General features: G+C 65.8%; 28 protein-coding genes, 1 pseudogene and 1 riboswitch. Of the genes and pseudogenes, 11 read left to right on the top strand and 18 right to left on the bottom strand.

Features of this window, described 5'->3' with window-relative positions; genetic code table 11:
* Window positions 1-112 precede the first annotated feature (112 nt).
* The 5 genes from ACM43_RS21635 to ACM43_RS21615 form a co-directional block, all read right to left on the bottom strand.
* On the bottom strand, window positions 113-718 hold the full coding sequence (locus tag ACM43_RS21635) for a thiamine phosphate synthase (RefSeq protein WP_271542757.1): 606 nt from the start codon (window positions 716-718) through the stop codon (window positions 113-115).
* Complete coding sequence (locus tag ACM43_RS21630; RefSeq protein ID WP_271542756.1) at window positions 705-1,487, bottom strand: thiazole synthase; 783 nt, start codon at window positions 1,485-1,487, stop codon at window positions 705-707. Before ACM43_RS21630 ends, ACM43_RS21635 begins: the two co-directional genes overlap by 14 nt.
* A gap of 174 nt (window positions 1,488-1,661) precedes the next feature.
* Entirely contained in the window at window positions 1,662-1,859 is a 198-nt protein-coding gene (gene thiS / locus ACM43_RS21625; protein ID WP_271542754.1) for a sulfur carrier protein ThiS, read from the bottom strand.
* Window positions 1,850-2,860, bottom strand: coding sequence for an FAD-dependent oxidoreductase (locus tag ACM43_RS21620; protein ID WP_271542752.1), 1,011 nt, complete (start codon window positions 2,858-2,860; stop codon window positions 1,850-1,852). The genes thiS and ACM43_RS21620 overlap by 10 nt, the downstream gene beginning before the upstream one ends.
* Window positions 2,848-2,976: riboswitch (TPP riboswitch) on the bottom strand. (Overlaps the previous gene by 13 nt.)
* A gap of 180 nt (window positions 2,977-3,156) precedes the next feature.
* Window positions 3,157-3,717: a lytic transglycosylase domain-containing protein gene (locus ACM43_RS21615; protein WP_271542750.1), complete on the bottom strand. Its 561-nt coding sequence runs from the start codon at window positions 3,715-3,717 to the stop codon at window positions 3,157-3,159.
* A gap of 229 nt (window positions 3,718-3,946) precedes the next feature.
* On the opposite strand from ACM43_RS21615, the gene ACM43_RS21610 reads away from it, so the two are divergent.
* Entirely contained in the window at window positions 3,947-4,147 is a 201-nt protein-coding gene (locus tag ACM43_RS21610; RefSeq protein ID WP_157281619.1) for a hypothetical protein, read from the top strand.
* Here ACM43_RS21610 and ACM43_RS38990 read toward each other — a convergent pair whose 3' ends face one another.
* A complete protein-coding gene (locus tag ACM43_RS38990; protein ID WP_442869334.1) occupies window positions 4,148-4,699 on the bottom strand; it encodes a histidine kinase dimerization/phospho-acceptor domain-containing protein in 552 nt (183 codons plus the stop codon).
* Between ACM43_RS38990 and ACM43_RS38985 the strand changes: the two are divergent.
* Window positions 4,580-4,849, top strand: a pseudogene (locus tag ACM43_RS38985) (hypothetical protein); the annotation flags it as partial. The gene ACM43_RS38990 and the pseudogene ACM43_RS38985 sit on opposite strands and share 120 nt — an antisense overlap.
* Window positions 4,850-5,240: 391 nt before the next feature.
* A complete protein-coding gene (locus tag ACM43_RS21600; RefSeq protein WP_036013268.1) occupies window positions 5,241-5,768 on the top strand; it encodes a PRC-barrel domain-containing protein in 528 nt (175 codons plus the stop codon).
* A gap of 79 nt (window positions 5,769-5,847) precedes the next feature.
* Here ACM43_RS21600 and ACM43_RS21595 read toward each other — a convergent pair whose 3' ends face one another.
* The 7 genes from ACM43_RS21595 to ACM43_RS21565 form a co-directional block, all read right to left on the bottom strand.
* Window positions 5,848-6,678 carry an ABC transporter permease gene (locus tag ACM43_RS21595; protein ID WP_271542747.1) on the bottom strand — a complete coding sequence of 277 codons (831 nt, stop codon included), beginning with the start codon at window positions 6,676-6,678 and terminating at the stop codon, window positions 5,848-5,850.
* Window positions 6,675-7,937, bottom strand: a complete 1,263-nt coding sequence (locus ACM43_RS21590) for an ABC transporter permease (RefSeq protein ID WP_271542745.1) — start codon at window positions 7,935-7,937, stop codon at window positions 6,675-6,677. The genes ACM43_RS21595 and ACM43_RS21590 overlap by 4 nt, the downstream gene beginning before the upstream one ends.
* A gap of 6 nt (window positions 7,938-7,943) precedes the next feature.
* The gene (locus tag ACM43_RS21585; RefSeq protein WP_271542743.1) at window positions 7,944-8,993 is read right to left on the bottom strand and encodes an ABC transporter substrate-binding protein; all 1,050 of its coding nucleotides are present in this window, start codon (window positions 8,991-8,993) and stop codon (window positions 7,944-7,946) included.
* Between the two features lie 64 nt (window positions 8,994-9,057).
* Complete coding sequence (locus ACM43_RS21580; RefSeq protein WP_271542742.1) at window positions 9,058-10,167, bottom strand: ABC transporter ATP-binding protein; 1,110 nt, start codon at window positions 10,165-10,167, stop codon at window positions 9,058-9,060.
* Between the two features lie 290 nt (window positions 10,168-10,457).
* Complete coding sequence (locus ACM43_RS21575) at window positions 10,458-12,026, bottom strand: DUF4403 family protein (RefSeq protein WP_271542740.1); 1,569 nt, start codon at window positions 12,024-12,026, stop codon at window positions 10,458-10,460.
* Between the two features lie 272 nt (window positions 12,027-12,298).
* Complete coding sequence (locus ACM43_RS21570; protein ID WP_057026952.1) at window positions 12,299-12,937, bottom strand: Vgb family protein; 639 nt, start codon at window positions 12,935-12,937, stop codon at window positions 12,299-12,301.
* Between the two features lie 29 nt (window positions 12,938-12,966).
* The gene (locus tag ACM43_RS21565) at window positions 12,967-14,187 is read right to left on the bottom strand and encodes a helix-turn-helix domain-containing protein (protein WP_271542738.1); all 1,221 of its coding nucleotides are present in this window, start codon (window positions 14,185-14,187) and stop codon (window positions 12,967-12,969) included.
* Between the two features lie 90 nt (window positions 14,188-14,277).
* On the opposite strand from ACM43_RS21565, the gene ACM43_RS21560 reads away from it, so the two are divergent.
* Together ACM43_RS21560 and ACM43_RS21555 are read left to right on the top strand one after the other, a co-directional pair.
* A complete protein-coding gene (locus ACM43_RS21560; protein ID WP_271542736.1) occupies window positions 14,278-15,072 on the top strand; it encodes a DUF899 domain-containing protein in 795 nt (264 codons plus the stop codon).
* Window positions 15,069-15,335, top strand: a complete 267-nt coding sequence (locus tag ACM43_RS21555) for a hypothetical protein (protein ID WP_271542734.1) — start codon at window positions 15,069-15,071, stop codon at window positions 15,333-15,335. The genes ACM43_RS21560 and ACM43_RS21555 overlap by 4 nt, the downstream gene beginning before the upstream one ends.
* A gap of 130 nt (window positions 15,336-15,465) precedes the next feature.
* Here the strand turns inward: ACM43_RS21555 and ACM43_RS21550 are convergent, their stop codons facing one another.
* The 3 genes from ACM43_RS21550 to ACM43_RS21540 form a co-directional block, all read right to left on the bottom strand.
* Window positions 15,466-15,804, bottom strand: a complete 339-nt coding sequence (locus ACM43_RS21550) for a GIY-YIG nuclease family protein (protein ID WP_271542732.1) — start codon at window positions 15,802-15,804, stop codon at window positions 15,466-15,468.
* Between the two features lie 197 nt (window positions 15,805-16,001).
* Window positions 16,002-16,418, bottom strand: a complete 417-nt coding sequence (locus ACM43_RS21545; RefSeq protein WP_404543115.1) for a c-type cytochrome — start codon at window positions 16,416-16,418, stop codon at window positions 16,002-16,004.
* Window positions 16,419-16,529: 111 nt separating this feature from the next.
* A complete protein-coding gene (locus ACM43_RS21540) occupies window positions 16,530-17,252 on the bottom strand; it encodes a L,D-transpeptidase (protein ID WP_157281595.1) in 723 nt (240 codons plus the stop codon).
* A 273-nt stretch (window positions 17,253-17,525) separates the two neighbouring features.
* Here ACM43_RS21540 and ACM43_RS21535 point away from each other — a divergent pair, with 273 nt between their 5' ends.
* From ACM43_RS21535 to ACM43_RS21525, 3 genes are all read left to right on the top strand, one after another.
* Window positions 17,526-18,578, top strand: a complete 1,053-nt coding sequence (locus ACM43_RS21535; RefSeq protein WP_271542728.1) for a glycosyltransferase family 4 protein — start codon at window positions 17,526-17,528, stop codon at window positions 18,576-18,578.
* A 33-nt stretch (window positions 18,579-18,611) separates the two neighbouring features.
* Entirely contained in the window at window positions 18,612-19,301 is a 690-nt protein-coding gene (locus ACM43_RS21530; protein ID WP_271542726.1) for a class I SAM-dependent methyltransferase, read from the top strand.
* Window positions 19,302-19,426: 125 nt separating this feature from the next.
* Window positions 19,427-20,086 carry a membrane protein gene (locus ACM43_RS21525; RefSeq protein WP_025034507.1) on the top strand — a complete coding sequence of 220 codons (660 nt, stop codon included), beginning with the start codon at window positions 19,427-19,429 and terminating at the stop codon, window positions 20,084-20,086.
* 303 nt (window positions 20,087-20,389) lie between these two features.
* Here the strand turns inward: ACM43_RS21525 and ACM43_RS21520 are convergent, their stop codons facing one another.
* Window positions 20,390-22,054 carry an aminotransferase class III-fold pyridoxal phosphate-dependent enzyme gene (locus tag ACM43_RS21520; protein ID WP_271542724.1) on the bottom strand — a complete coding sequence of 555 codons (1,665 nt, stop codon included), beginning with the start codon at window positions 22,052-22,054 and terminating at the stop codon, window positions 20,390-20,392.
* A gap of 35 nt (window positions 22,055-22,089) precedes the next feature.
* On the opposite strand from ACM43_RS21520, the gene asd reads away from it, so the two are divergent.
* Both asd and ACM43_RS21510 read left to right on the top strand, forming a co-directional pair.
* Window positions 22,090-22,953, top strand: a complete 864-nt coding sequence (asd, locus tag ACM43_RS21515; protein WP_128263736.1) for an archaetidylserine decarboxylase — start codon at window positions 22,090-22,092, stop codon at window positions 22,951-22,953.
* A gap of 68 nt (window positions 22,954-23,021) precedes the next feature.
* Window positions 23,022-23,603, top strand: a complete 582-nt coding sequence (locus ACM43_RS21510; RefSeq protein WP_271542719.1) for an NUDIX hydrolase — start codon at window positions 23,022-23,024, stop codon at window positions 23,601-23,603.
* A gap of 207 nt (window positions 23,604-23,810) precedes the next feature.
* Here ACM43_RS21510 and ACM43_RS21505 read toward each other — a convergent pair whose 3' ends face one another.
* On the bottom strand, window positions 23,811-24,575 hold the full coding sequence (locus ACM43_RS21505) for a DUF2147 domain-containing protein (protein WP_271542717.1): 765 nt from the start codon (window positions 24,573-24,575) through the stop codon (window positions 23,811-23,813).
* A 194-nt stretch (window positions 24,576-24,769) separates the two neighbouring features.
* Between ACM43_RS21505 and ACM43_RS21500 the strand changes: the two genes are divergently transcribed.
* Window positions 24,770-25,669 carry a DUF2147 domain-containing protein gene (locus ACM43_RS21500; protein ID WP_271542715.1) on the top strand — a complete coding sequence of 300 codons (900 nt, stop codon included), beginning with the start codon at window positions 24,770-24,772 and terminating at the stop codon, window positions 25,667-25,669.
* Window positions 25,670-25,805: the final 136 nt, after the last annotated feature.

Here is a 25,805-nt window from a genome sequence, read left to right as displayed (position 1 = left end):
GCGGGGATCCAGTACTCCGAGGCGGTGCGGCTGGAGCCGAGAGGCCGCGGCGTACTGGATCGCCCGGTCAAGCCGGGCGATGACAGTTGAGGGTGTGGGGAAAGCGTGCGCATCACGCCGCCTCCTTCAGACCAAGCCATTGCCGCACGCGGGCATCGGGGTCGGGGTTTTGGGTGACGTCGGAAACAACAGCGATGGAATCCGCGCCGGCGGCAAAAATCTCCGCGGCGTGCTCGAACTTGATGCCGCCGATGGCAACCAGCGGGATGGTGCCGATGCGCTGCTTCCATTCGGTGATCTTGGGTATGCCCTGTGGCTCGAAGCGCATTGATTTCAAGGTGGTGAAGAAGATCGGGCCGAGCGCGACGTAGTCCGGCTTGGCTTTGAGCGCCGTCTCCAGCTCCGCGTCGTCATGGGTGGAGATGCCGAGCTTGAGGCCGGCCTCGCGGATCGCGCCGAGGTCGGCCTCGGCCAGGTCCTCCTGGCCGAGATGCAGATACTCTGCGCCGGCGACGATCGCGGCCCTCCAATAGTCGTTCACCACCAGCTTGGCCTGCGTGCCCTTGGTGATTGCCAGCGCGTCGCTGACGATCTGGAGCGCCTGGGAATCGTCGAGCTCCTTGGCGCGCAGCTGGATGGTGCCGACGCCGAGCTTGGTCAGGCGCTCGACCCAGGCCAGGCTATCAACCACGGGATAGAAGCGATCAGGATACGGCATGCCAGAACGGGGTCCCAACGACAGGGGTGGAGGGCGAGGCGAAGTCGCGGGCGTTCATCAGCCCGGCCTCGTAAGCGGTGCGGCCGGCCTCACAGCCGAGGCGGAAGGCGTCCGCCATTGCGACGGGATCGGCGGCTTTGGCAATCGCGGTGTTGAGTAGCACGGCGTCATAGCCGAGCTCGAACGCCTGCGCGGCGTGGGAGGGCGCCCCTAAGCCAGCGTCGACCACCAGCGTGATGTCGGGCAGCCGCTCGCGCAGCAGCCTCAAGGCGTCGCGATTGGTGATGCCCTTGGCGCTGCCGATCGGCGCGGCCCACGGCATCACCACCTTGCAGCCCGTTTCGACCAGGCGGCTCGCGACCGAGAGGTCTTCCGTGCAATAGGGGAACACTTCAAAACCGTCCTTGATCAGGATGCCGGCGGCTTCGACGAGACCGACGACGTCGGGCTGCAGCGTGTCGTTGTCGGCGATGACCTCGAGCTTGATCCAGCTCGTGCCGAACAATTCGCGGGCGAGCTTGGCCGTCGTCACCGCCTCGCGTACGGTGCGGCATCCCGCGGTGTTCGGCAGCACGGTGACGTCGAGCTCGCGGATCAGCTTCCAGAACGCATCCCCGGTCTTGCCGCCGGCGGATTCGCGCCGCAGCGACACCGTGACGATGTTGGCGCCGGAGGCGCGGATCGCGCCTTGCATGATCGCAGGCGAGGGATAGAGCGCGCTGCCGATCAGGAGGCGGGAGGCGAAAGTTTTGCCGTAGAAGGTCACCATGTGGCAGGTGTCTCCGCAAGTGCAGGAGTCATCCCCGCGAAGGCGGGGATCCAGTACGCCGCAGCAGCGCGGCTGGAACCGTGAAGCCGCGGGGTACTGGATCGCCCGGTCAAGCCGGGCGATGACAGTGGGGTGTAGGGAATGCGCCGGTGGGACAAATAGACAGCCATCACCTCACCCTCCCTGCCGCGGCGTGATGATCTCGATCTCGTCGCCGGCTTTCAGGCGCGTCTCGGCCCAGCGGCTCTTCGGCACGACGTCGTAATTCAGCGCGATGGCGAAATGGCTGCCTTCGTAGTCGAGCTCGGCGAGCAGCGCGTCGACGCTGGCTGCGCTGACCTCGCGCGGCTCACCGTTGACGATCAGGCGCATTGCATTACCTCGTTGTCGATCTGGCCGCGCTCGACATAGCCGAGCGTCAGCTCGGCGAGCGCCGGCGCGATCAGGAAGCCGTGGCGGTAGAGGCCGTTGACGCTGATCTTGCGATCGCGAATGCCGATGCGCGGCAAATTGTCGGGAAAGGCGGGCCGAAGCCCCGAGCCGAACTCGACGATACGGGCCTCGCCGAACGCCGGGTGCACGGTGTAGGCGGCGCCCAAGAGCTCCAGCGCGGAGCGCACGCTGACGCCGGTGTCTTCCGCCTCGATCGAGGTCGCGCCCAGCATGAACAGGCCGTTCTCGCGCGGGATCACGTAGAGCGGCCAGCGCGGGTGGATCAGCCGCACCGGGCGCGCCAGCTGTACCTCGTCCGTCTCGATCAGGATCATCTCGCCCTTGACGCCGCGAAGCTCGCTCTGCTCGTCGCGGGCACCAAGGCCGCGGCAGTCGATGACGATGCCGTCAAGCTCGTTCGCGGTGACGTCGCTGCAGAACTTGATGGTGCCGCCGGCAGCCTTGATGCGCTCGTGCAGCTGCGGCAGCACGCGGCGCGGCTCGACATGGCCCTCGGCGGGGAAGAACAGCGCGTCGCGGAAGCGGCCCTCCAGCGACGGCTCGAGCGCGGCTAGGCCGGCGGCATCGAGCCGGCGGTGATGCTCGGTCATGCGCGCAAAGCGCTCGAAGTCGTTGCGCTCGCGCGGATGGGCGACGACCAGCGAGCCGTTGAACGGCGTGTCCGGCAGCTCGCGCCGCCAGAGATCGAGCGAGCGCAGCCCCAGACGGCTGATGATGGGCTCGGCGACTTCGGCCTCGCAATAGGGCGCGAGCATGCCGCCGGCCCAATGGCTGGTGGCATCCGTCATCGCCTCGTCACCACGCTCGTGCAAGGTGACGGCGTGACCGGCCTGCGCGAACAGCAGCGCCTGCCAGGCGCCCGCGATGCCTGCGCCGATGATGGATACCGGTGAATCCGGTCGCTTGGTGGTCTGCAACATCCCTGTCCCTTCGCCGGCATGACCCGGATCAGGTTCAAAGGGTCACCGCGGTCCTGGGCGGTATTGCCCATTTAGCGGTATCTCAGCTCCTCCTCGGAGCACCCCTCGGAACGGTGGTAATGTATGCCAGCGGGACGGGGTGGTCAACGCGTGTTGGCGCGGAACCCGACCGTGCCCCGGACGCAGCGCATCACGCAGTGGTGCGCTGCTGAGCCGGGGCCCATTGTTGTGTAGGGGCTGGGTCCCGGCTCTGAGACGCAACGCTCGCGCGTTGCGTCTCGTCCGGGACACGAAGGCTACTTTAATGCCTGCGCCCGCGCGTTGCGGACGCGCTGGGCGAGCTTCCTCTGCGCCGGCGCGGCGAACATCGGCTGCGGATTGCCGTTCGGCTCGAGCCAGGGTTGGGCCATAGTGCCCTGGCCCATGGTGTCGCCCATACTCGCGACCTGGACGGCCTCCTGCCGCTGGCGCTTTGCAGCGTAGTAATAGCCGCCCGCGAAATAACGCACGGCTCGCGCGTGATCGCCATTGGCGGCGCGGTAGGCGCCGGCGAGGTACTTCACCGCATAAGTGAGGTTGGTGTTGGGATCGCGCAGGCCGGCGGCATCGCCGGTGTAGCCGACCCCGCGGGCGGTCGCGAGCTTGATCTGCATCAGCCCGATGGTGCCGCCGCGGCCGACGACGTGCGGCTGATAGCGGCTTTCACGCATGATGACGCGATGCACCAGCGCTTCCGGCACGCCGTTGGCGCGGGCATGGGCGGCGACCATCTCGGCATATTCGGCTTGCCCGGCGAAAGCTGCCTGCGGCAACGTCAATCCGGCCGCGAGCAGCGCGACAATTCGTAAGATTTTCATCGAAGTATTCCTCGGCAGAACGGACCCGCACCCAGCGCGTTAGGCCGTGGGAACACGGCGATGATGTGGCGAAATGTCACCAGCGGCGATTTTTGCCGGCTCGTCGCTTTTGCGACTCAAACCTGGGTTAAACTTGGGACTGGTGAAGCGCTTACGCGACAGCGGGTCTGTCCATTTCGCGCATTCGCCCAACAATCGCTATTCAAAGCCAGCACTCGGGAGGACGTCCATGAATCCTGCAGACATCGACGACATTCCCAAGCAGAACCCTTGCGCACAATGTGGCACACCGATCCCGTTTCCTGACTGGATCGAGCCGGGCGAAGGCCGCGTCTCCTATCTCTGGACCTGCCACGCCTGCAATTACCGCTTCGAGGCGGTGGCGATCTTCCCGCACGAGGCGATCGAGCACCCGCCGCTCGCGGCTTGATCAGGCGGCAAGGCGCGCCGCCTGCGAGACCGGCAATCGCATCCGCACGACCAGGTTGGTGACGCCGCGATGCAGATCGTCGGGGCGCGCGGCGGCGGTCGCGGACGCCGGCCCGACATAATGCACGAGGTGGCCCATATCGCCGAACTGATCGGCGACGAGCTGCAGCGTGCTGGCGATGTCGACCAGCGTCACCGCCTCGACCTTGCGGTCGTCGCGCAAGAGCGACAGCACCGATTCCAGCATCGCACGCATCTGGTCGAGATCCATCAGCATGCGCTTGCGGTTGCTCTCGTCCTCGATGAACTCGGCGCGCAGGCGCAGCCGCGTGATCGGCGTGCGCAAATCGTGGCTGATCGCGGCCAGCATCCGCGTGCGGTCCGACATCAGCCGCACGATCAGCTCGTGCATGCGGTTGAGCGCGCGCGCCACCGCGCGGATCTCCTCCGGGCCGCGCTCGGGCAGCGGCTCGGCGGCGCCGTCGAGGCTGAAATTCTCCGCCGCCGCGGCGAAGGACGACAGCGGCCTCGTCAGCGCGCGCGCCGCCCACAGGCCGAGCACGGTGACGCAGATGAAGGCGCTCATCAGCGCCATCAGCCAGGGCGCGCCAGAGAACAACGGCCGCGGGGCGCCATCGACATGGCCCGCGATCACGGTGCCGTCGGGCAATTGCACGCCGATACGGGGCTCGATGCTGCCTGAACCCAGCCGTCCGGTCTTGTAGGCGCGGCCGAGATGGCGGCGCATCCAGCGCAGATGCAGGCTGTCGCTCTCCGCGAGATCGGCCGTGCTGGGCGCCAGCATCTCGATGCCGAGCCCGGGGAAGGCGCGCGCGAGATCGGTGACGAGCCTCGCCGCGCTTCTGATCGACTACAAGAGCTGACCTCGGCGACGCCGGGTCGGCGCGGTCCTCGCCGCGGTCCTGCCTTGCCCCAATGCGCACGATCGTCGGCGGGAACCGTGCATCGCAAAATGTTCCTGAGTGACGCAGGAACAGTTCGCGCATGGCGCGACGAAATTGCGGCACGCACGGAACTGCGCCCGATCAGAGCGGTTTTCTCCGCACGAGTTTTCTGTGAAGGAGAGGACAACCATGTTGATGAAATCGATCGTCACCGGCCTCGCCGGTACCGCGCTACTTGCGACCGTCGCAATCGCGCAAACGCCGCCCGCCGCCACCACCGACAAGGCGGCCCCTGCGGCCACCGCAACGACCACGACGGCTTCCGGCCAGTGGCGCACCTCGAAGATGGATGGCCTGAAGGTCTACAACGAGGCCAACGAGAACATCGGCACGATCAATGACCTGCTGATGGACAAGAACGGTGACATCAAGATCGCCGTGATCGGCGTCGGCGGCTTCCTCGGCATGGGCGAGCATCTGGTCGCCGTGCCCTACGAGAAGCTGAAGTTCGTCAACGAGCCCGTCGCCTATACCGGCACCGGCGCGAACACTGGCGCCCGGCCCGCTGGCACGACGACCGGCGCTGCGACCGGTACCGACAGGCCCGCCGCGACCGCATCGACGTCGTCCGCGTCAAAATGGTACCCGGACCACGCCGTGTTCAATGCCAGCAAGGACGAGCTGAAGAACATGCCGCAGTTCAAGTACGCGGAGTAATGCGGCTCGCGTAACTGCCTGAACGAAGCGCGCCTGGTTTTCACCGGGCGCGCTGTCGTGTCTTCGACCTCCTGCGTCCTCAACCCCCGCTGCCCTTGAGCCGTTCATTGCGTCGGCGCAGGGCTTCCAGGGTGGCGAGCAAGATGACCGAGACGGTCGTCAAGATCACGGCAGCTGCCGTGATGGTCGGGCTGATGTTCTCGCGGATGCCGCTGAACATCTCGCGCGGCAGGGTCCGCTGCTCGGGACCCGCCATGAACAGCACGATCACCACCTCGTCGAAGCTGGTTGCGAACGCGAACAGCGCGCCTGATGCCAGACCCGGCAGGATCAGCGGCAGGATCACGCGACGGAACGCGTAGATTGGCGAGGCGCCGAGCGAGGCGGCGGCGCGTGCCAGGTTGGTGTCGAAGCTCTGCAGAGTCGCCCCGACCGTGATCACCACGAAGGGCGTCGCCAGCGCGGTGTGGGCCAGGATCAGACCGAGATAGCTGCCGGTCAGCCCGATCGGCGCGAAGAAGAAGTACAGGCCGACCGCGGTGATGACCCCGGGCACCACCACCGGCGACAGCACGAAGGCCAGCACGAGCGGCTTGAACCGGCTCTTCCACTGCGCCAGCCCCAGCGCGGCCAGCGTGCCCAGGACCATGGACAACAGCGTCGAGGCGACGCCGATGATCATGCTGTTCTTGAGCGAGTTCATCCAGCGCGGCGAATTGACGAAGTCGTCGTACCAGCGCAAGGAAAGACCCGGCAGCGGATAGGTGAGGTACGAGCTTGAACTGAAGGACAGCGGCATGATCGCGAGGATCGGCGCGATCAGGAAGATGAAAACCAGCGTGGAGACAACGATAGTCGCGGTCCACGCGATGCGCTGGCTGGGGGTGCGCAAGGAGGAATTGTCGCTCAATTCTTCATCCCTCCCGTGACCTGCTGGCCCTGCACCAGCTTGCCGTAGACGAGAGCGAGCAGAACGGTGGCGAGCAGCAGCACCGCGCCCAGCGCCGAAGCAAGGCCCCAATTGGCCGTCTCGGTCGTGTAGAGGGCGATGAAGTAGCTGATCATCTGGTCGGCGGCGCCGCCGACGAGGGCCGGCGTGATGTAGTAGCCGAGCGCCAGGATGAAGACGAGCAGGCTTCCCGCGCCGATGCCAGGCAGGGTCTGCGGCAGGTAGATCCGCAGGAAGGCGGTGAGGGGCGGTGCTCCGAGCGAAGCGGCGGCCCGCATGTAAGCGGGCGAGATCGCCTTCATGCTGCTGTACAGCGGCAGGATCATGAACGGCAGCAGGACGTGGGTCATGGCGACGCAGACGCCGAAGCGGTTGTAGATCAGGCGCAAGGGTGCGTCGATGATGCCGAGCCAGAGCAGACTGTCGTTCACGACGCCCTTGCTCTGCAACAGGACGATCCAGGCGCAGGTGCGAACCAGGAGCGAGGTCCAGAACGGCAGCAGCACGAAGATCATCAAGAGGTTCGACCGGCCGGGCGGCAGCGTCGCCAGGAGGTAGGCGACCGGAAAGCCGAGGATCAGGCAGAGCGCCGTGACACCGAGGCTGATGAGGAAGGTGCGGAGGAAAATGTCGCGGTAGATGGCCTGATCCGGTGGTGCGGCGACGATCGCGCCGTCCGCGTTTCGCGTCAGGTCGAGCGCGGCAAGCAGGTAGAAGCCGGTGATCGGGCCGCTCGCGTCCTTGATCGTGGTCCAGGTGGCGCGTTCGCGCCAGGCGGGGTTGATCTTGCCCAGCGTCTCCCTGGCCGTACCGGGCTCAGGCACCGCCTTCAGATTGCGTCCCGTGCTGGTCAGGATCGTGCGGAAGCCGTTCAGCGCGTAGTTGAGCCGTTTGGCCGCAATCGCAAGGGTGCCGGCGGCGCGCGCCGCCAGGATGTCGCTTGCAAGCGCCGCATAGGCGTTTTCATCCGGCAGGTCCTTGCCGTCCCAGCTGGTAAGAGCAGCGACCGTCTGCGGCAGGACCTGACGCACCTCCCAGTCCTCGACCGAGCGCCACAGCATGCCGGCGATGGGACCTGCGAAGGTGAAGAGCAGAAACAGCAGAAGCGGCAGGACCAGCGCCAATGCCTTGACCTGGCGTGTCCGCTCCGCGCGCCGCAATCGGCGTTTGAGCGGCACCTCGGTCGACGCATTGGCGCCAGTTAGAAGCGCTTTGGTCATTGATCGCTATTTCGCGGCCCATTTGTTGAAGCGCTCGGTCAGGCGGTCGATGTTCTCGAGCCAGAAGCCGACGTTGATCTCGACCGCGTTCTTGATGTTGTCAGGCGCCGTCGGCAGGTCCTTCAGGACGGCGGGCGCGAGCCGGCCGGCGGCGTCCTTGTTGGAGGTGCCGTAAGCAATGTTCTCCGACAGCTTGGACTGGTTCTCCGCCTTGCCGACGAAGTCCAGGAACTTGTAGGCCGCGTCCTTGTTCGGGCTCCCCTTCAGGATGACCCAGCTGTCGAGTGTGAACAGCGCGCCGTCCCACACCATGCCAAAGTTCTTCTTCTCGTTCTTGTTCGCGGTGTCGATGCGGCCATTGTAGACCGAGGTCATCGCCACCTCGCCGGAGGCGAGCAATTGCGGCGGCTGCGCGCCGGCCTTCCACCAGACGAGGTCGCCCTTGATAGTGTCGAGCTTCTTGAAGGCGCGCTCGATGCCTTCGTCGGTCGCCAGCACCTTGTAGACGTCCTTCGGTGCGACGCCGTCGGCCATGAGGGCGATCTCCAGCGTGGTCTTCGGACCCTGACGCAGGGCACGCTTGCCGGGAATCTTCTTGGTGTCGAAGAAGTCGGCCCAGCCTTTCGGGGCCTCCTTCAGCTTGTCCTTGTCGTAGCCGAGCACGAAATCGTAGAGGATGGCGCCGACGCCGCAAGGATTGACCGACGGCGGGATATAGGCGGCCTCGCCGCCGATCTTGGAATAGTCCAGCTTCTCGAACAGGCCCTCTTCACAGCCGACCGCGAGCTCATCGCTCTCGACCTGGACGACGTCCCAGGTGGCGGCACCTCCCTGCACCTTGGCGCGCAGCACGCCGACGCCGCCGTCCCAGGATTCATCGTTCATCGCGATGCCGGACGCTTTCTTGAACGGCTCGAAATAGACCTTCTTCTGGGCCTCCTGATACGCACCGCCCCACGAGACGACAGTGAGGTCACGCGCCTGCGCGACATTGGCCAGCGCAGCACTGGCGCCCAGTGCCGCGGCGAAACCCAGAGCAATCTTGCGCTTCAGCATGGTCTTCGTTCCTTCTTCATGTGAGTTGCGTTGACATCGAGTGTTCAGCTTTGCCGCCGGCAGATCAGACGGGATCGAGGGCGAGGCAGTCCTCCGGGCGGAAGGTGATGAACACGCTTTCGCCAGGTCTTAGGCCGTGATGCGCTCCCGGCTGAAGCTTGACCATGAACTCGGCGTTGCCGGCCACATCCAGCACGGCCAGCGCGTGGTCACCGAGATAGATGGTGTTCTGCACTTTTGCCGGCAGCCGGTTCGGTCCCTCACTGGAATTGCCATTGGGAATTATTGCGACACGCTCCGGCCGCACCGACAGGGAGGTCGATGCGCCTGCGCCTGACACGTTGACCGCCCGTGCGGCGACTGTGCCGCCACCGGCCAGCGCGACGCGGCAATAATCCCTTTCGACGGTTTCCACGGTGCCGGCGAGCACATTGTTCTCGCCGATGAAATGGGCGACGAAGCTGTTCACGGGATGCTCATACAGCGCGTCGGGGCGGTCGATCTGCTGCACGATGCCGTCGTTGAATACGGCGATGCGGTCCGACATCGTGAGCGCTTCGCTCTGGTCGTGGGTGACATAGACGACCGTGATGCCCATCGTCTCGTGCAACTGCTTGATCTCCAGCTGCATCTGCTCCCGCAGCCGCTTGTCCAGCGCGCCCAGGGGCTCGTCCATCAGCACGAGCTGCGGATTGAACACCAGCGCGCGGGCCAGCGCCACCCGCTGCTGCTGACCGCCGGACAATTGCCCGGGCCGCCGGTGCGCAAAAGTTTCCATCTTGATCATGCGCAGCGCCGCGCTGACGCGCTCTTGCGTTTCCGCCTTGCTCGACTTGCGCACCGACAGCGGGAAGGCGATGTTTTCAGCGATCGTCAGGTGCGGAAACAGCGCGTAGTTCTGGAACACCATGCCGATGTCGCGCTTGTGCGGCGGCACGTTCTTGATCGGCCGCTCGCTGAGGTAAATCTCGCCATGGGTCGGCACCTCGAAGCCGGCCAGCATCATCAGCGTGGTCGTCTTGCCCGATCCCGACGGGCCGAGCAGGGTGATGAATTCGCCCTTCCTGATGTCGAGGTCGAGGTTCTTCACCACGAGATGCTCGCCATCATAGGTTTTTTGAATGCCGGAAAAACGCACCAGCGCCGGCGCAGGCGTGACCATGCCGGCTTCCATGTTGTCCTCGCGTTGTCCCCTACAATGCGCGTGCGAGATTAGCATCCTGCAGCGAGAATGCCAGCGGCGCAAGCGACGAGGAATTGTGCGGGTCCGGCGAGTGGCGGGGCTATCGCATATGAACAGTGCACGTCTGGCACGATAGTCCCCACATCGTCATGGCCGGGCTTGTCCCGGCCATCCACGCCTTGCCGCGCAGCACAAAGAACGTGGATGCCCGGGACAAGCCCGGGCATGACGACCTCGGTGAAGGTTCAAATGCAAATAGCCCTGCGATTCGCAGGGAAGCGCTACATCCCCGACAGCTTCGTCACGAATACGTTCAGCGAGCCGCCGGCTTCCGCAACCACGCGCAGAGTCTTGGAATCGAAGGCGATGTCGGCGAGAGTGAGGCTCTCGATCCTGGCCTCGACCTTGAGGCCGTCCTCGCTCTTCTGGTAGTCGGCGATTGCGGCGGCGATCTTCTCGCGGGCGTTGGCGGCGATCGGCTTCAGATCGAGCGTTGCCCTCTGCAGCAGCGCCTGCTGCATCTGCGGGACGACGGCGCGGGCGGCGGCACCCAACAGGCCGAAGGCCGCCTCGGATTCCACCGCGAGCTGGATGTCGGTGAGCCGCAGCGTCTGCTGCGCCTGGTCGAGCACCGGCCGGCCCCAGATGTGCACATTCGCCTCGGCGCCGAGGCCGAACCAGCTCTTCTTCTCCTTGGCGCGCACCAGAAGCGAGATCAGCAGTTGGTCGCCCGAGGGCACGACGTTGGCGCTCTTGACGGTGACGTCGACCGGGCCGGAGCCGTCCTCCGGATAGGTGCGGCCGACCATCTGCGCGGCGATCAGCTTGTTGATCTCCGTGAAAGGCACGTCGATCGGCACGCCGATGTTCACGCCGGTGCCGGTCGGCGGTACGATCGAGATCTTGTCGGGGAACGGACAGTCCGGCTTGGTCGGCGTCGAGGTCACGCGTGTCTCGGCTTCGAGGCCGAGCAGCAAGGTCACGGCCTGCGCATCGACGCGCGGCTGCGCCGCGATCGCGCGCACCGGCTTCATCTCGAGCCAGAGCGGCGGCAGCGCCGCCGAGGCGCTAGATCCTTGCAGCGGGATCGAGCGGCAGGCCTTGATCCATTGCGCTTTGGCATTCTCGCGCAGCGAGGGATCGTTGCGGATGCGCTCGGAGACGGCGTTGATCTGCTCGCCGACGGTCTTGTCAATCAGCGGCTTGACCTGCGCGGGCACGTTGACCTTGGCGCCGGCGACGTTGAGGTTGGTGTCGCCGAGATTGACCTGGGCGCCGAGATTAGGCTCCAGATACCAGGCGGCGGCGAGCTTCGGGCGCGAGGTAACGACGACGTTGCCCTTGATCTCCGCGCTCGCGTTCAGGTTCTTGATGTTGACCGCGCCGATCCGCTTCGCGGCGTCGCCGCCGAGCACGCTGCCGAGCGCATCGCCAAGCGCGCCTGTGGCCTTCGACGACAGCGAGCCGGTCACGTTGAGCTTGCCGGTGAGCGGGGTCGAGATCGTCAGCACGTCCTTGTCGCCGGCTGCCGCCATCGGGCCCCGGACGGCGGACCAGCCGATATCGGCATTCTCCAGGATCTGCGAGATCGGGTTGTCGGCCTTGCCGGCGAAATTGCGCGGCGCGGCCCTCTCGGCCTGCTCGCGGATCGCCGACAGCGCGATGGCGACCGGCGCGATCACGATGGAGCTCTTCGAGGCCGGCGGCAGCGGCGGCAACTGAGCGACCGGCGGCGCCGAATCTGTCGCGCGCGGCGCCAGTAATTCCATCGCCTTCAGGCTGATGAAGAACGACGCCGCGAGCACCGCGACACCGATCAGGATAGTCTTCACATTCCACGTCAGACGCATCAATCCCCCAAGTCGCCCCGACGGGGATTCTACAGGGCGGGCGAGGAGGGCGCTAGAGCGCACCCGTTGGGTGGAATTGGGGCGAAACCGCAGCGTGAGATCTGCGACTGCGGCCATCCTTCGAGACGCCCGCCGTTGGCGGGCCCTCAGGATGAGGACCGTGTGTGTGCGGCGCTGGTTTCAGCGAGCGCCGATGTTGCTTAGCCTCATCCTGAGGAGACCGCGAAGCGGTCGTCTCGAAGGACGAGGCTAAGCGCTCAGCTCACCGTGAACTAGCTTTGCCGCGGGCGCCGGACCGCTCTCACCTTGCCGCGATTGCCGCCGCCGCAGAAGAAACGGTCACCGCCGTCCGATTCCAGGCCTGACACGATCGTACCGGCGGGCATGTCGATCTGCTCGATCACTTGTCCCGTTTCCGGGTCGATCCGACGCAAATCGCTCTGTTCGTTCTCCCAGGTGCCGTGCCAGAGCTCGCCGTCCACCCAGGTCACCCCGGTCACGAAGCGCTTGCTCTCGATGGTGCGGAGGATCTTCCCCGTTTCGGGGTCAATTTGATGGATCTTGCGCTCGCGATATTGCCCGACCCAGAGCGAGCCCTCGGCCCAGGCGAGGCCGGAATCGCCGCCGCCGCCGGGCGCCGGAATGGTGCCGAGCACCTTGCCCGAGGCCGCATCGATCTTCTGGATGCGGTCCTCGGCGATCTGGAATAGGTGCCGTCCGTCGAACGCCGTTCCCGCATGCGCGGCGACGTCGATGGAGCGCGCGATCCTGCCGTCGGCCGGATCGAGCGCGTTCAGCTTGTCGCCGGAGGCGAACCAGACTCGCGTGCCGTCATAGGTGACGCCATGCACGGCTTCGACGCCTGGAAAGGGGCCATATTCCGTGACGATCTCGGCGGCTGAACGTTTCATGTGCTTGCTCCCTGTGCTTAACGCGCATCCTACGTCTTCAGGAGCGGCGTGGGGAGTAACAAGCCTGTCGGGAAACCCGGAACGGGCGGCGTCATCCAGCGGCGCGCCCGTCCGTGTCCGTACGACTGCACCTTGCCCGACCGCGCCAGCTCCTCGAGCGCGCGCTGCACGGTGCGCGGACTGATGCGAAGCGCAAGCGCGAGCGCCGAGCTCGACCATGGCTCGCCGTCGGTAAGAAAGGCGAGGACGGCGGCGTGCCTCTCCTCAACGGGCCGCGCCAGCACGAGGACGTCGCGCGTCTTCCGCGGCGCCAGCACGAAGCCTTGCTTCGTCGCGCTGATATCGGCCAGCGGCGCGAGCTTGGTGCGGAGCCGTCCGATCTCGACGCGCAGGCGCGCGCGGTGCGATTCGTCGGCGTGCCCGGCTCGAAAGGCGCCGGATATCAGCGTCTCGCGCGAGACATCCGCAGGCCATGCTTGGGCCAGGAGACGCGCGAGCGCGAACAGCACGGGGCGCGTTCCGAGCGACACCGCGACGCCTTGCCTGCGCACGACGTGATGAAAGGTATCCACGACCAGCGCCGTCGAGGTCGCCAGACGTTCGACCTCTCCCAGCAACAGCGGATGTTCGCTGCCGCGGGCGATCAGGCGTGCTGCCGGCGTGTCGAGGATCAGGCTCGCGCTGTCGACCTCGGCCACGAGCGCCGGAATGGCTGCAAGGCGCGCTGCGTGAGCCGCGCGGCCGAGCGCCGTGCGCGCGTCGTTCGTTCTGAGCCGCCTGATGGCGATGCCGGCGAGCACGAGCTCGCGGACGACCTGCGACGCGGGCGGGAGCATGGCGGGACGGACTTCGGCGAGCGTGCGCTCGGCCTCGTCGAGGCGCCCGACCAGAAGCAGGCGGCGGGCCTCGACATGGCCTGCATGGGCGGCATTGACGAGATCGCCGTGCTGTTCGAGCGTCGCGCGTGCCGCCGCGAGCGTCTTCACCGGCCAGTTCAGATCGCGTGAGACCAGCGCGATCTCGGCTTCGGCCACCAGGCATCTTGCGCGTGCCACCGCCTCGCGCGGACCGAAGGCGCGCGCGGCGGTGCGCAGCAGCAACTTGGCCTTGGCGAGATCGCCGAGCTGCGCCATCGCGATGCCGCGCAGCGCCAGCGACGGCGCATCGTTGCGCAGCGCGACGCGGTTCAGGGCGCCGAGCGGATCGCCGGCCTCTAACGCGCGCGCAGCGGCAGTGATCAGCGATTCCATGTCAATCCCGCCACACTTGTTACTCCCGCACCGTGGCCGCTTGGTGCCAGAAATCGTTGGCAGGACGTCGAGCAAAAGCTTTGGAGAGTCATGATGACATCAGCAGAAAAAGCAGGAACCAACGGAAAGACCGCCATGCAGACACCGCCGGTGGTGTCGCCGCAGGACTGGGAGGCGGCCCGTCTGCAGCTGCTCGTGAAGGAGAAGGCGCATACCCGTGCCCGCGACGCCTTGGCCGCCGAGCGGCGCCGCATGCCATGGATGGCGGTCGACAAAACCTATGCGTTCGAGGGCCCCGGCGGCAAGCTCAGTCTGCACGAGCTGTTCCAGGGCCGGCGGCAACTGATCGTCTATCGCGCCTTCTTCGAGCCCGGTGTGTTCGGCTGGCCCGATCACGCCTGCCGCGGCTGCTCCATGGTGGCCGACCAGGTCGCCCATGTCTCGCACTTGAATGCCCGCGACACCACGCTGGTGTTCGCGTCGCGCGCGCCGTACGCCGACATCGTCAGGTTGAAGCAGCGGATGGGCTGGACCATGCCCTGGGTCACCATCACCGACAGCTTCGATGCCGATTTCGGCGTCGACGAATGGCACGGCACCAACGTGTTCTACCGCGACGGAACGCGCATCTTCCGCACCTATTTCGTCAAGAGCCGCGGCGACGAGCAGATGGGCGGGACCTGGAACTATCTCGACATCACCCCGCTCGGCCGCCAGGAGGTGTGGGAGGACTCGCCTCCGGGCTATCCACAGACCCCGACCTACAAATGGTGGAACTGGCACGACAGCTACGAGGAGGGCGCCGCGCCCGACAAGCGATGGGTGGAGATCTCGGACGCCGGCGAGAAAGCCTTCCGCGAGGAGGCCGCGGGAGAACGGAAATGACCGGCCCGGTCAGCGCGGTCCCCGGCGCCAGCCCCGACGCTGTGGCGGCCGCGCGCCACCTCGCCAGATGGCTGGCGCTGGCGGCCACGCCGACCTTCGCGATCATGGCCGTGATGACGGCTTTGGCCGAGGGTGGGTCCGCGGAGATGCTGTGCGGCGCCGGGCAGGGCTCTCTGCTCGGCGGGATGGTGCCGATGTATCTCTTGATGAGCGCGTTTCATGCCGCGGCGTGGCTGAGGCTGATGGCGGAGCGGCGGCGGTAGCGGCCGGTGAAGCGATCCGCCGGTGCGAACGCCTCGTCCTTCGAGACGCGCGCAAGGGCGCGCTCCTCAGGATGAGGCTATCTGGCATTTGGCGAGTGGCGCAAGTACTGGATGACTGCGAGCCACACACTCAGTCCTCATCCTGAGGGCCCGCCGTAGGCGGGCGTCTCGAAGGATGATGTGATCCTCGCTTTGCCAGCTCATGCAGCTCGGCGAAGCCGCCGCGCATGAACGCCTCCTTCTTCGCGCGGCTCCATTTCTTGAGCTTGCGCTCGCATTCGATCGCGTCGGTGATGTGGTCGAACCATTGGGAGAAGATCAGCGTGACGGGGCGACGAGACATCGTGTAGCCCTCGAACGTGCCGGCGTTGTGTTGAGCGACCCTAATCTCGAGCTCGGTGCGCGTCGTGCCGATGTAGTAGCTGCCGTCCGCGCATTGGAGAATGTAGAGCCACGCGCCGTCGGTCATCGTGAACGCCTCGTCCTTCGAGACGCGCGCAACGGCGCGCTCCTCAGGATGAGGCTAATCTGGCAGTCCTGCCTTGGCGCAAGAGGATTGATCATGACCGGGAAACGTCTCGGCAGCCAATCGAAGCAGCAGACTCAGTCGTCATCCTGAGGGCCCGCCGCAGGCGGGCGTCTCGAAGGATGCGCCGCAATCACCGGTCACTGCGACATTGCCTTCAGATGCGTTACCACTTTCGCCGCCTCCTCCGCCGAGATGCCGCCATAGGGCTGCATCTTGTGGCCGGACACGACTTCGTCCGGCTTGACCATGAAGCGGGTGAGCTTGTCCTGGTCCCAGGCGAAGCCGGCTTCTTTCATGGACGAGGAGTAATTGTAGTCCGGCAGCGAGCCGGCCTTGCGTCCGACGATCTTGTTGAGATTGGGACCGAGGCGATTGTCGCCTTCCTTCATGGAATGGCAGGTGCGGCAGGAATTGTTGAAAGCCTGCTTGCCGGCGTCGTCATTCGCGGGTTGCTGCGCGCGCGAGGCGTGCGCGGACACGAGCAGCGTCAGTGCTCCGGCGCAGGCGAGGGCGTGCAGCCATGGGCTTGGCGAGGGTTGCCTTCGTGGTCGCATTTGCGCCTCCATCGGGGATTGCGCCGCAACAGGCGCAACGGGGATGTCGAGGGCAAACGAAAACGGCCCCGGTGGGTTCCGGGGCCGTTCGCGTTACGTTGTCCTGTCGCTTCAGCGGCTCGCGGCGCCGAGGTCTGCGCGGCGCTCGGTCATCGGCAGCACGATCACCTTGGTGCCGACGTTGACGCGGGAATAGAGGTCGGTGACGTCCTCGTTGGTCATGCGGATGCAGCCGGAGGACACGCGCTTGCCGATGGTTTCAGGGGCGTTGGTGCCGTGGATGCGGTAGATGGTGCCGCCGAGATACATGGCGCGCGCGCCGAGCGGATTGCCGGGGCCGCCGGCCATGTGGCGCGGCAGATAGGGCTGGCGGGCGATCATCTCCGGCGGCGGCGTCCAGGCCGGCCACTCGGCCTTGCGGCTCACTGACTGGATTCCGGACCAGGTGAAGCCGTCGCGGCCGACGCCGATGCCGTAGCGCAGTGCCTGGCCATTGCCGAGCACGTAATAGAGATAGGTATTGGGCGTATCGATGATGATTGTGCCCGGCGCTTCGCGCGTCGCGTAGGAGACGGTCTGGCGGCGGAAGCGGGCCGGCAGCTCGACCGCGTCCTGATCCTCAGGCTCGGTCTGGTAGGTCGGCGCCTGATAGGGCTGATACGGCTGATAGGGCTGCAGCGGCTGCGGCGCGGTCATCGGCGGCAGCGGCTGGAAGAACGGGAAGATCTGCACCGGCGCGGCCTTGGCTGCACCAGCGAACGCGATTGCGGAAACCGCGACGGCACTGAGTGCAACGGCGCGCGAAAACGTCTTGAACGTGTCCAGATTGAACATGTGATCGCCCCTGTTTGCTCGGTGTTTTGCTCACCGCGGCACCGTTGCGGTGCTCCGTTGCCTAAAGTCCTAACGGCAAAACGTTTCGGGACATTTGCGCGGAAAACCGAAAACGGTTTCACGGCGGCAAGAATTGTTTCATGACAGTTTCGTGGCTCCGCCGGCTCGTTAACGAACAAAACAGCACGCCGACACTTCTGTGACGTCACACGCCTGAAATAACCTTCGTTGATGGTCGATGCCTGAGAATCATCAAACTCTCGGGATCTTCCCATGCGGGTATTAATCGCGACGGACGCCTGGCATCCGCAGGTCAACGGTGTGGTCCGCACCCTGACCTCCCTAGCGAATGCGGCCAAGGCCCTCGACGTCGAGATCGACTTCCTCACCCCCGACGGCTTTCCGTCCTGGCCGCTGCCGACCTATCCGGGCCTGCGCTTCGCGCTGCCTTCGGCGAAGGAGATCGCGCGGCGGATCGAGAAGGCCGCGCCAGAGGCGCTGCATATCGCGACCGAGGGCCCGATCGGCTGGGCGGCGCGCGCTTATTGTCGCCGCAACCGGCTCGCCTTCACCACCTCCTACACGACCCGCTTTCCGGAATACGTCTCGGTGCGGACCGGCATCCCGGCGGGCGTCGGCTACGCGGTGCTGCGCCACTTCCACGATGCCGCTGCCATGACCATGGTGGCGACGCCCTCGCTGCGGCAGGAGCTGTCCGAGCGCGGCTTCAAGCGGCTCGGCTTCTGGACGCGCGGTGTCGACACCGGGCTGTTTCATCCCGACGCTCCGGCACAGCTCGACCTGCCGCGCCCGATCTTCATGACAATGGGGCGCGTGGCGGTGGAGAAGAATCTCGAAGCGTTCCTGTCGCTCGACCTGCCCGGCACCAAGGTCGTCGTCGGCGACGGCCCGCAGAAGGCGGCGCTGGAGAAGAAATATCCGGACGCAGTCTTCCTCGGCGAGAAGAAGGGGGCGGATCTCACGGCCCATCTCGCCGCGGCCGACGTATTCGTGTTTCCGAGCCTGACCGACACCTTTGGCGTGGTGCAGCTCGAGGCGCTCGCCTGCGGCACGCCGGTTGCGGCGTTTCCGGTGACGGGACCGAAAGACGTCATTGCCGATCACCCGATCGGCGCGATCGACCACGATCTGGGCTCCGCCTGCCTGCGCGCGCTCACGATGTCGCGCGAGACCTGCCGCAATTTCGCGCTGGAGCGCTCCTGGGAGAACAGCGCGCGCCAGTTCGTCGGCAACCTCACCTCACTGCAGCCCAGCCGCGTCCTGCGCGCCTCGCCTCGCATGGCGCGGCGGCCGGTGCGCGGCTGACCGTTTATTCGAACCACAGCGAGAACCTCATCGATGGCTAAGATCATGAACTTTGACGGCACCCAGCAGCTCGACCTCACGCGCGGCACGGTCGAGCAGGCCTATGACCGCTGGGCACCGGTCTACGATCTCGTGTTCGGCGGCGTGTTCGCCAAGGGCCGGCAGGCGGCGATCGCGGCCACCAACAAGATCGGCGGCCGCGTGCTCGAGGTCGGCGTCGGCACCGGCATCTCGCTGCCGCTCTACGCGCCGAACCTGCGCATCTTCGGCACCGACATTTCGGAAGCGATGCTGGACAAGGCGCGCCGCCGCGTGACGGAGCAGAAGCTGAAGAACGTCGAGGGCCTCGCGGTGATGGACGCCGAGAAGCTCGAATTCCCCGATAATTCCTTCGACGTCGTGATGGCGCAATACGTCGTCACCGCCGTGCCGAACCCGGAGAAGGCGCTCGACGAATTCGCCCGCGTGCTGCGTCCGGGCGGCGAATTGATCATCCTCACCCGCGTCAGCGCCGACACCGGGATGCGCCGCTTCATCGAGCAGAAGCTGCAGCCGGTGGTGCGTCCGCTCGGCTTTCGCACCGCCGAATTCGCCTGGTCGCGCTATGCCAAATGGCTCGCCGGCGCGCACGGCATCGAGCTTGCCGAGCGCCGCTTGATTCCGCCGCTGGGACACTTCTCGCTGGTGCGCTTCCGCAAGGTCGACGTCGCCAAAGCGGCTTGATCTGAGGCTCACGCGTCGCGTGCGTCATCGCGCCGCTGCACATCGTCACATGACAAAATGATGATGTCACACGGCCTACATCGAATCCCTGTAATCCTGAACCCGAAAGCATTTTGGGGAAGAGCATGATCAAGAATTATCTCGAGCAGCTGCGGATCCAGCGCTGGGACGACCATCGCTACTATCACCACAGCCGCATCAATCAGAGCCTGCACTTCGTCAGCGCGCTGAGCTTCCTGTTCGCCTATGTCTGGCTGTTCATCGATCCCGTCGTCTCCGCGCTGGTCGGCTGGTTGGTGTCGATGACCTCGCGCCAGGCCGGCCACTTCTTCTTCGAGCCGCACACCTACGATCACATCAATCAGGCGACGCACGAGTACAAGGAAGAGATCAAGGTCGGCTACAATTTGCAGCGCAAAGTGGTGCTGATGGCGATCTGGGCGCTGTCGCCGCTGGTGCTGGTCGTCGATCCCACCCTGTTCGGCATCTTCACGCCCTGGCAGAGCGCGACCGACTTCATGCGGCAGGTGGCGAAGATCTGGCTCGTGGTCGGCGGTGGCGGCCTGCTGTTCCGCACGGTGCACCTGTTCTTCATCCGCGACGTCGAGACCGGCCTCGTCTGGATGACCAAGATCCTGACCGATCCCTTCCACGATCTGATGCTCTATCGCGGTGCTCCGCTCGCCCTGATGCGCGGCGAGCTGATGGATCCCGGCCTGCACCTCAATCCCGAGCACACGCTGGGCTTCATCGACGAGCCCGTGCTCGAAGAGCAGCACGCTTGAAGCGCGCGGCGCACGCGACAGGCTCCGATGTCTGATGGCTACGTCATGCCCGGGCTTGTCCCGGGCATCCACGTGTTCGGGGCTGCGAACGCGGTGCTTCCTTCACCTCTCCCCGCGTGCGGGGAGAGGTCGAATTTGCGCGGAGCGCAAATTCGGGTGAGGGGGGCTATCCGCGGGGACGCTGCCAGAGAGGTCTGCGCCAACTCTCACCGGGCCCGCGGAGACTCCCCCTCACCCCGACCCTCTCCCCGCAGGCGGGGAGAGGGAGACGAGAGAGCGGTGTTTGGGGCGAGGAGAAAGGCCTCAGCGCCCGAAGCGCTTGGCCAGCATCTCTTTCAGGATCTGGCGCTTGATCTGCTTGTTGGTGAGCACGCCATCGTGCCACCAGAAGCCGTCGGCCTTCATCTTCTGGGCGGCGCGTACGAAGCGGTCGGCGACTTCGGTGAAGTCGGCGTCGGTGTAGTTGAGGCTGAAGATCAGCCGTCCCGTGCCGACCCAGCTCAACGCCAGGCCTTCGGCGCGCAGGTAATATTGCAGCATCCAATTGTAGCGGGACGGCGTGGTGTATTTCACCGTCCAGATCGAGGAGAAGTTGGCGAAGCGCACCGGCAGGTCGGCATCCTGCATCATCTGGTTGAGCTTCTTCACGCGCCCGTTCCAGGTCTCTTCCAGCCCGTCATAAGCGGCGCGGAAGTTCGGGCTGGCGAGGCGGCTCAGGAACTCGTCCATCGCCGTCATGACGTAGGGATGCGAGTTGAAGGTGCCGCGGGCGAAGCAGATGTCGGCGGGACGGTCGTCGCGGAAGCGCCGCATCAATTCGCGCTTGCCGCAGACCACGCCGACCGGCAGGCCGCCGGCGAGGCTCTTGCCATAGGTCACCATGTCGGCCTTGACGCCGAAATATTCCTGGGCGCCGCCGGCGGCGAGGCGGAAGCCGACGAAGACCTCGTCGAAGATCAGGACAATACCGCGCTCGCTGCAAACCTCGCGCAGCTTCTTCAGCCATTCGGTGTAGGCCGCGCGATCGAAATTGCCGCCGCGCGAGGAATCGACCAGCGAGGAATCCCCGGGCGCGTTGGCGTTGGGATGCAGCCCCTGCAGCGGGTTGACCAGAACGCAGGCGATGTCCTTGCGCGTGCGCAGGACATGCAGCGTCTTCTCCGACATCTCGGCGAGGGTGTAGGTCTCGTGCGCAGGAATGGGATTGCCGACGCCCGGCTGCACGTCGCCCCACCAGCCGTGATAGGCGCCGGCGAAACGAACCAGGTGCGTGCGCTTGGTGTGGTAGCGCGCCAGCCGCACAGCCTGCATCACGGCTTCGGTGCCGGACATGTGGAACGAGACCTCGTCGAGGCCGGAGATTTGGCAGAGCCGCTGCACATTCTCGAGGATGACGGGATGGTACGGCCCGAGCACGGGTCCAAGCGCGTGCGCGCGCTTCTCGGCGCCCTCGATGCACTCCTTGTAGAAGTCGTTGCCGAAGATGTTGACGCCGTAGGAGCCCGTGAGGTCGTAAGCGGTGTTGCCGTCGACGTCGGTGACGGTGACGCCGCGCGAGGATTCCATGAAGGTCGACGTGCCCAGATGCTCGCGGACGAGGCGCGAGAACTGGAACGGCACGCGATAGCTTTCGGTGAAGTTGAGATCGGAGATCGTCTCGGCCGCTTCCTTGGTCATCGCGCGGCCCTTGGGGTAGCGCTCGGCGTAGAGCCTGGCGAGACGGAAGAAGGCGTCCTTGCGTTGCGCTGCGATGTTCGCCGGCGCACCGTCGCAGGCGAAGTATTGATCGCCCTCGAACTCGTAGAACGGCAGCAGCCGCGCCACCCGGCGCGACATCTTGGAGTGCCCGGCGAGCGAGCGGTGCTTGGCGCGGGAGAGTTCGACCCGCGCCTTGATCTTCGGGAGGACGGCGGCAGCGGACGCTGCGGCGGCCACGGACATCGAGAGAATCGGGAGTGTCGTTTCCATGACAACAAGCGCTAAACCTGCGAGCTGACAGATTCATGACAGTCAAAGCCCTCATCGCCTCTTTCACTCAGCAGGAAGACCTCAACTTCCTGTTGACCAATCGCATCCCCCGCGCGGCCCTGACCCGCTTCATGGGCTGGTTCTCCAAGATCGAGAATCCCCTGGTGCGGGACTTCTCGATCGCGCTGTGGAAGCTGTTCTCCGACCTCGATCTGTCGGAGGCAAGCAAGACGCAGTTCAGGAGTCTGCACGACTGCTTCACCCGGGAGCTGAAGCCGGGCCTGCGGCCCTTCGATCCTGATCCTGCGGTGGTGGCGAGCCCCTCCGACGGCATCGTCGGCGCTCACGGGAAAATCGCGGACACCGAGCTGTTCCAGGTCAAGGGCGCGCCCTATTCGCTGCTCGATCTCGTCGGCGATTCCGCGCTGGTCGAGCAGCACCGCAACGGCTCCTTCGTCACGCTGCGGCTGACGTCGAGCATGTATCACCGCTTCCATGCGCCCTATGACGCGCACATCGAGCGGGTCACGCTGATCCATGGCGACGTCTGGAACGTCAACCCGATTGCGCTCAAGCGCGTCGAGCGTCTGTTCTGCAAGAACGAGCGCGCGGTGATCCGCACGCATTTGTCGACCGGCGAAGCCGTGACGCTGGTGCCGGTGGCGGCGATCCTGGTCGCGAGCATCCGCCTGCACTTCCTCGACATGGTGCTGAACGCGCAGACGCGCGGCCCGGTCAATTTTCCCTGCGACGTCAACGTGAGCAAAGGCGAGGAGCTCGGCTGGTTCGAGCACGGCTCGACCATCATCATCCTCGCGCCCGGCGATTTCTCCTTCTGCGACGGCATTGCCGAGGGCACGCGCATTCGCGCGGGGCAAGCGTTGCTCAGGAGAAAGTAGCCTTCAATCCGCCGCCCCCGCCGCCTATATCGTCGGGCGGGGACGATTCGATCGATACGGATGTGACGATGGCGCGGGCGCCGGTCATGGCGGCGGGTGGTATTGTGTTGCGGCGCGCGCCGGTGCCGCTGGTTGCAGTCGTGCGCCAGCGCAAGCGCAACGAATGGGTCCTGCCCAAGGGCAAGCTCGACGACGGCGAGACGCCGAGGGAAGCCGCGCACCGCGAGGTGCTGGAGGAGACCGGCCACGACGTCGCCGTGCACGAATTTCTGGGCACGCTGGTCTATCAGTCCGGCGGGCGCTCCAAGGTCGTGCATTACTGGCGGATGGAGGCCGACGGCGGGCCGGTCCGCAAGCTGATGAACGACATCAAGGCGGTCGACTGGTTGACGCTGGACGACGCGATCGCCCGTCTGTCGCGCGAATACGAACGCGTCTTCCTGACTCAGATCGGACCGATCGCGCTCGCGGCGGCAGGGCTGGCGCCTCTGTCCGTCCCGGAGCAGGTTTCCGAGCCGGTGTCGCCGTTGGCGAAGGACGACATCCATGCATCTTTGCAGACGCTGACACAAGCGGAAGCAGCTTCTGTCGATGAGTTGCGGCATGGCCTGTTGCAGAAGGTGAAGGCTTGGCTGCGCGGCGAGGCGTGAGTTCTCTCGACCTCGCCCCGCTTGCGGGGAAAGGTCGGATTGCATCGTAGGTGCAATCCGGGTGAGGGGGACTCTCCGCGAGTCTCACTGTCACTATTTCTGCCGAAGCAGCCCCTCACCCCAACCCTCTCCCCGTAAGAATGGGGCGAGGGAGCGCACCGAGCGCGCTCACGTGCGTCGAACGTGTTTGAGCCGACCCTCCGCGCGTCAGCTGACGCGCTTCCAGGTCTGACCGCCGCAGAACATGCCGCCGAAGGCGCAGCCCTGCACGCGCATCACGTTCGGACCTTTCATCGAGATCGTGGAGTCGTAATTGCGTCCGGAGTTGGGATCGCGAATGCGGCCGCTCCACTTCGATCCTTCGGGCTTCATGTTGATCAGGATGCGCTCATTGGTCTTCTCGGCATAGCCGCAGAGATTGGCGCCACACTGCTCGACGCGGACATTGCCCTTGTTCTCTTCGGTCGCCCAGATGCCGATCGGCGAGTTCGCTGCGGCCACGGGCGCGGCAGCCACCGGAGCCGCGGCGACGGGAGCGGTGGCAGCAACGGGCGCGGGCGCCGCAACCGGAGCAGGCTGCGAATTGTCGAAGCCAATAGAGGGAGCGGCGGCAGCGGTCGCGGCTGGGGCAGCGGGCGCGGCTGGCGCTGCCGGCGCAGTCGCTTGCGGCACCGGCTGCTGCTGCACGGGAGCCGGCGCGGGCTGCGCCGTCGTGGGCGCCGGAGCCGGCGTGGTGTCCTCGTCATCGTCCTTGGAGCCGCCAAGGCCCTTGAGGTTGATGTTGTTCAGCTTGATCGGCTTGTCCGACAGGCCCGGCGCGACGATGGTCACGCAGTTGAGCGAAGCGCAGTTGCGCGGCGTCTCGATGCGGATGTGCTGGCCCTCGATCTGGAACGAGATCGAATTGCCGGCATGCGCGGCGGCGGTCGAAGCCAGGAAGAGGGCGGTGGCGGCGATGGAGAGCTTGTTCATGACAACCTCCGAAAATAGCGCGGTCCCGATATGGACTGGTGTCGCTGGTGGATGAAGCGTGGTTCGACCCTACGCCGCGGCGGTCGGGCGTTCTGTGATGGGCGTCACAACGAGCGAACAACGCCTGGGTGATGCAGCGCACATTCAGCCTCGCCTGCGCTGCGTAACGTCGTCGCGACCTGAGGGAAACGCAGATGCAGCGGCTTGCAACCTGGCTTGCCACTTGTCTTGCCACATCGATCGCGCTGCTGGCGGTCGCGCCGACGGCGCAGGCCGGCTCCTACACGTTCTCGATCGGCGGCAGCCGGTTCCATGTCGAGGCGCCGCGCAATTGCCGAGCCGCGTCCTGTATTACGGTGGCTCCCAAGCGCAGCCTCAGGCCGACGGGGGATGTCGGCCCGGCACGAACTGTGCAGCCGGCGCCCGCGCCGATGGTCCAGGCGCCGCAGCCGGCTTGTCCGGCGGCAGCGGTCAAGCCGCCACAAGCGGCTGTGGTGGTGCCGCCACCGGCGCCTCCCGTTCTTGCCGCGGCGACGTCGCAGCCCGTTGCACCGCCGCCGGCGCCAAGCTTGGAGATTTCGAGAATGGAGACGCTGAGCCCCGGTCCGCCGCGGGTTGACCTGGAGCGCACCGATCAGCCGAAGACCGCCGCGCTCGAACCGCCGCGCATCGAGCCGCCGGTTATCGTTCCGAGCACCGAGATCAATCAGACCGTAGCGGTGGCGCAGATCAGCACTGACCCGGGCCACGCGCTGCTCGGCGAATGGGAGAGCCTAGGTGCCAAGGGCACGGTCCGCATCGAGCGCTGTGGAGCTGCGTTGTGCGGTTACGCGCTCAGTGAAGCGTCGAGCCGCGGCGAGAGCGTGCTCGTCAACATGAAGCCGAAGAAGCACGATGTCTGGGCCGGCAGCATCTACAGCCGCTCCAGCGGCAACACCTATTACGCGAGGATGACGCTGAAGGGTTCGGGCAAGCTGCACGTCGAAGCCTGCGCGCTCGGCCGCTTCTGGTGCTCCGGCAACGACTGGACGCGAGTCGATGCGCCACGGGAGGAGATCACCGCCTCGTCGCAATCCTCGCGCACGCGGTCGTAGTGTTTCTTACCCTCTCCTGGAGGGGCAGGGTCGATCGCGCGCAGCGCGAGCGGGGTGGGGTGATCTCTCCTCTCGGACACTGTGGATGGGGAGAGACTGTCACCCCACCCCGCTACGCATTCCGCTTCGCTACATG

The organism is Bradyrhizobium sp. CCBAU 45321 (assembly GCF_028128975.1).
Lineage (GTDB): Bacteria > Pseudomonadota > Alphaproteobacteria > Rhizobiales > Xanthobacteraceae > Bradyrhizobium > Bradyrhizobium yuanmingense.
The sequence above is the reverse complement of the archived record's forward strand: the minus strand, read 5'-3'. Positions and strand labels throughout refer to the sequence as shown.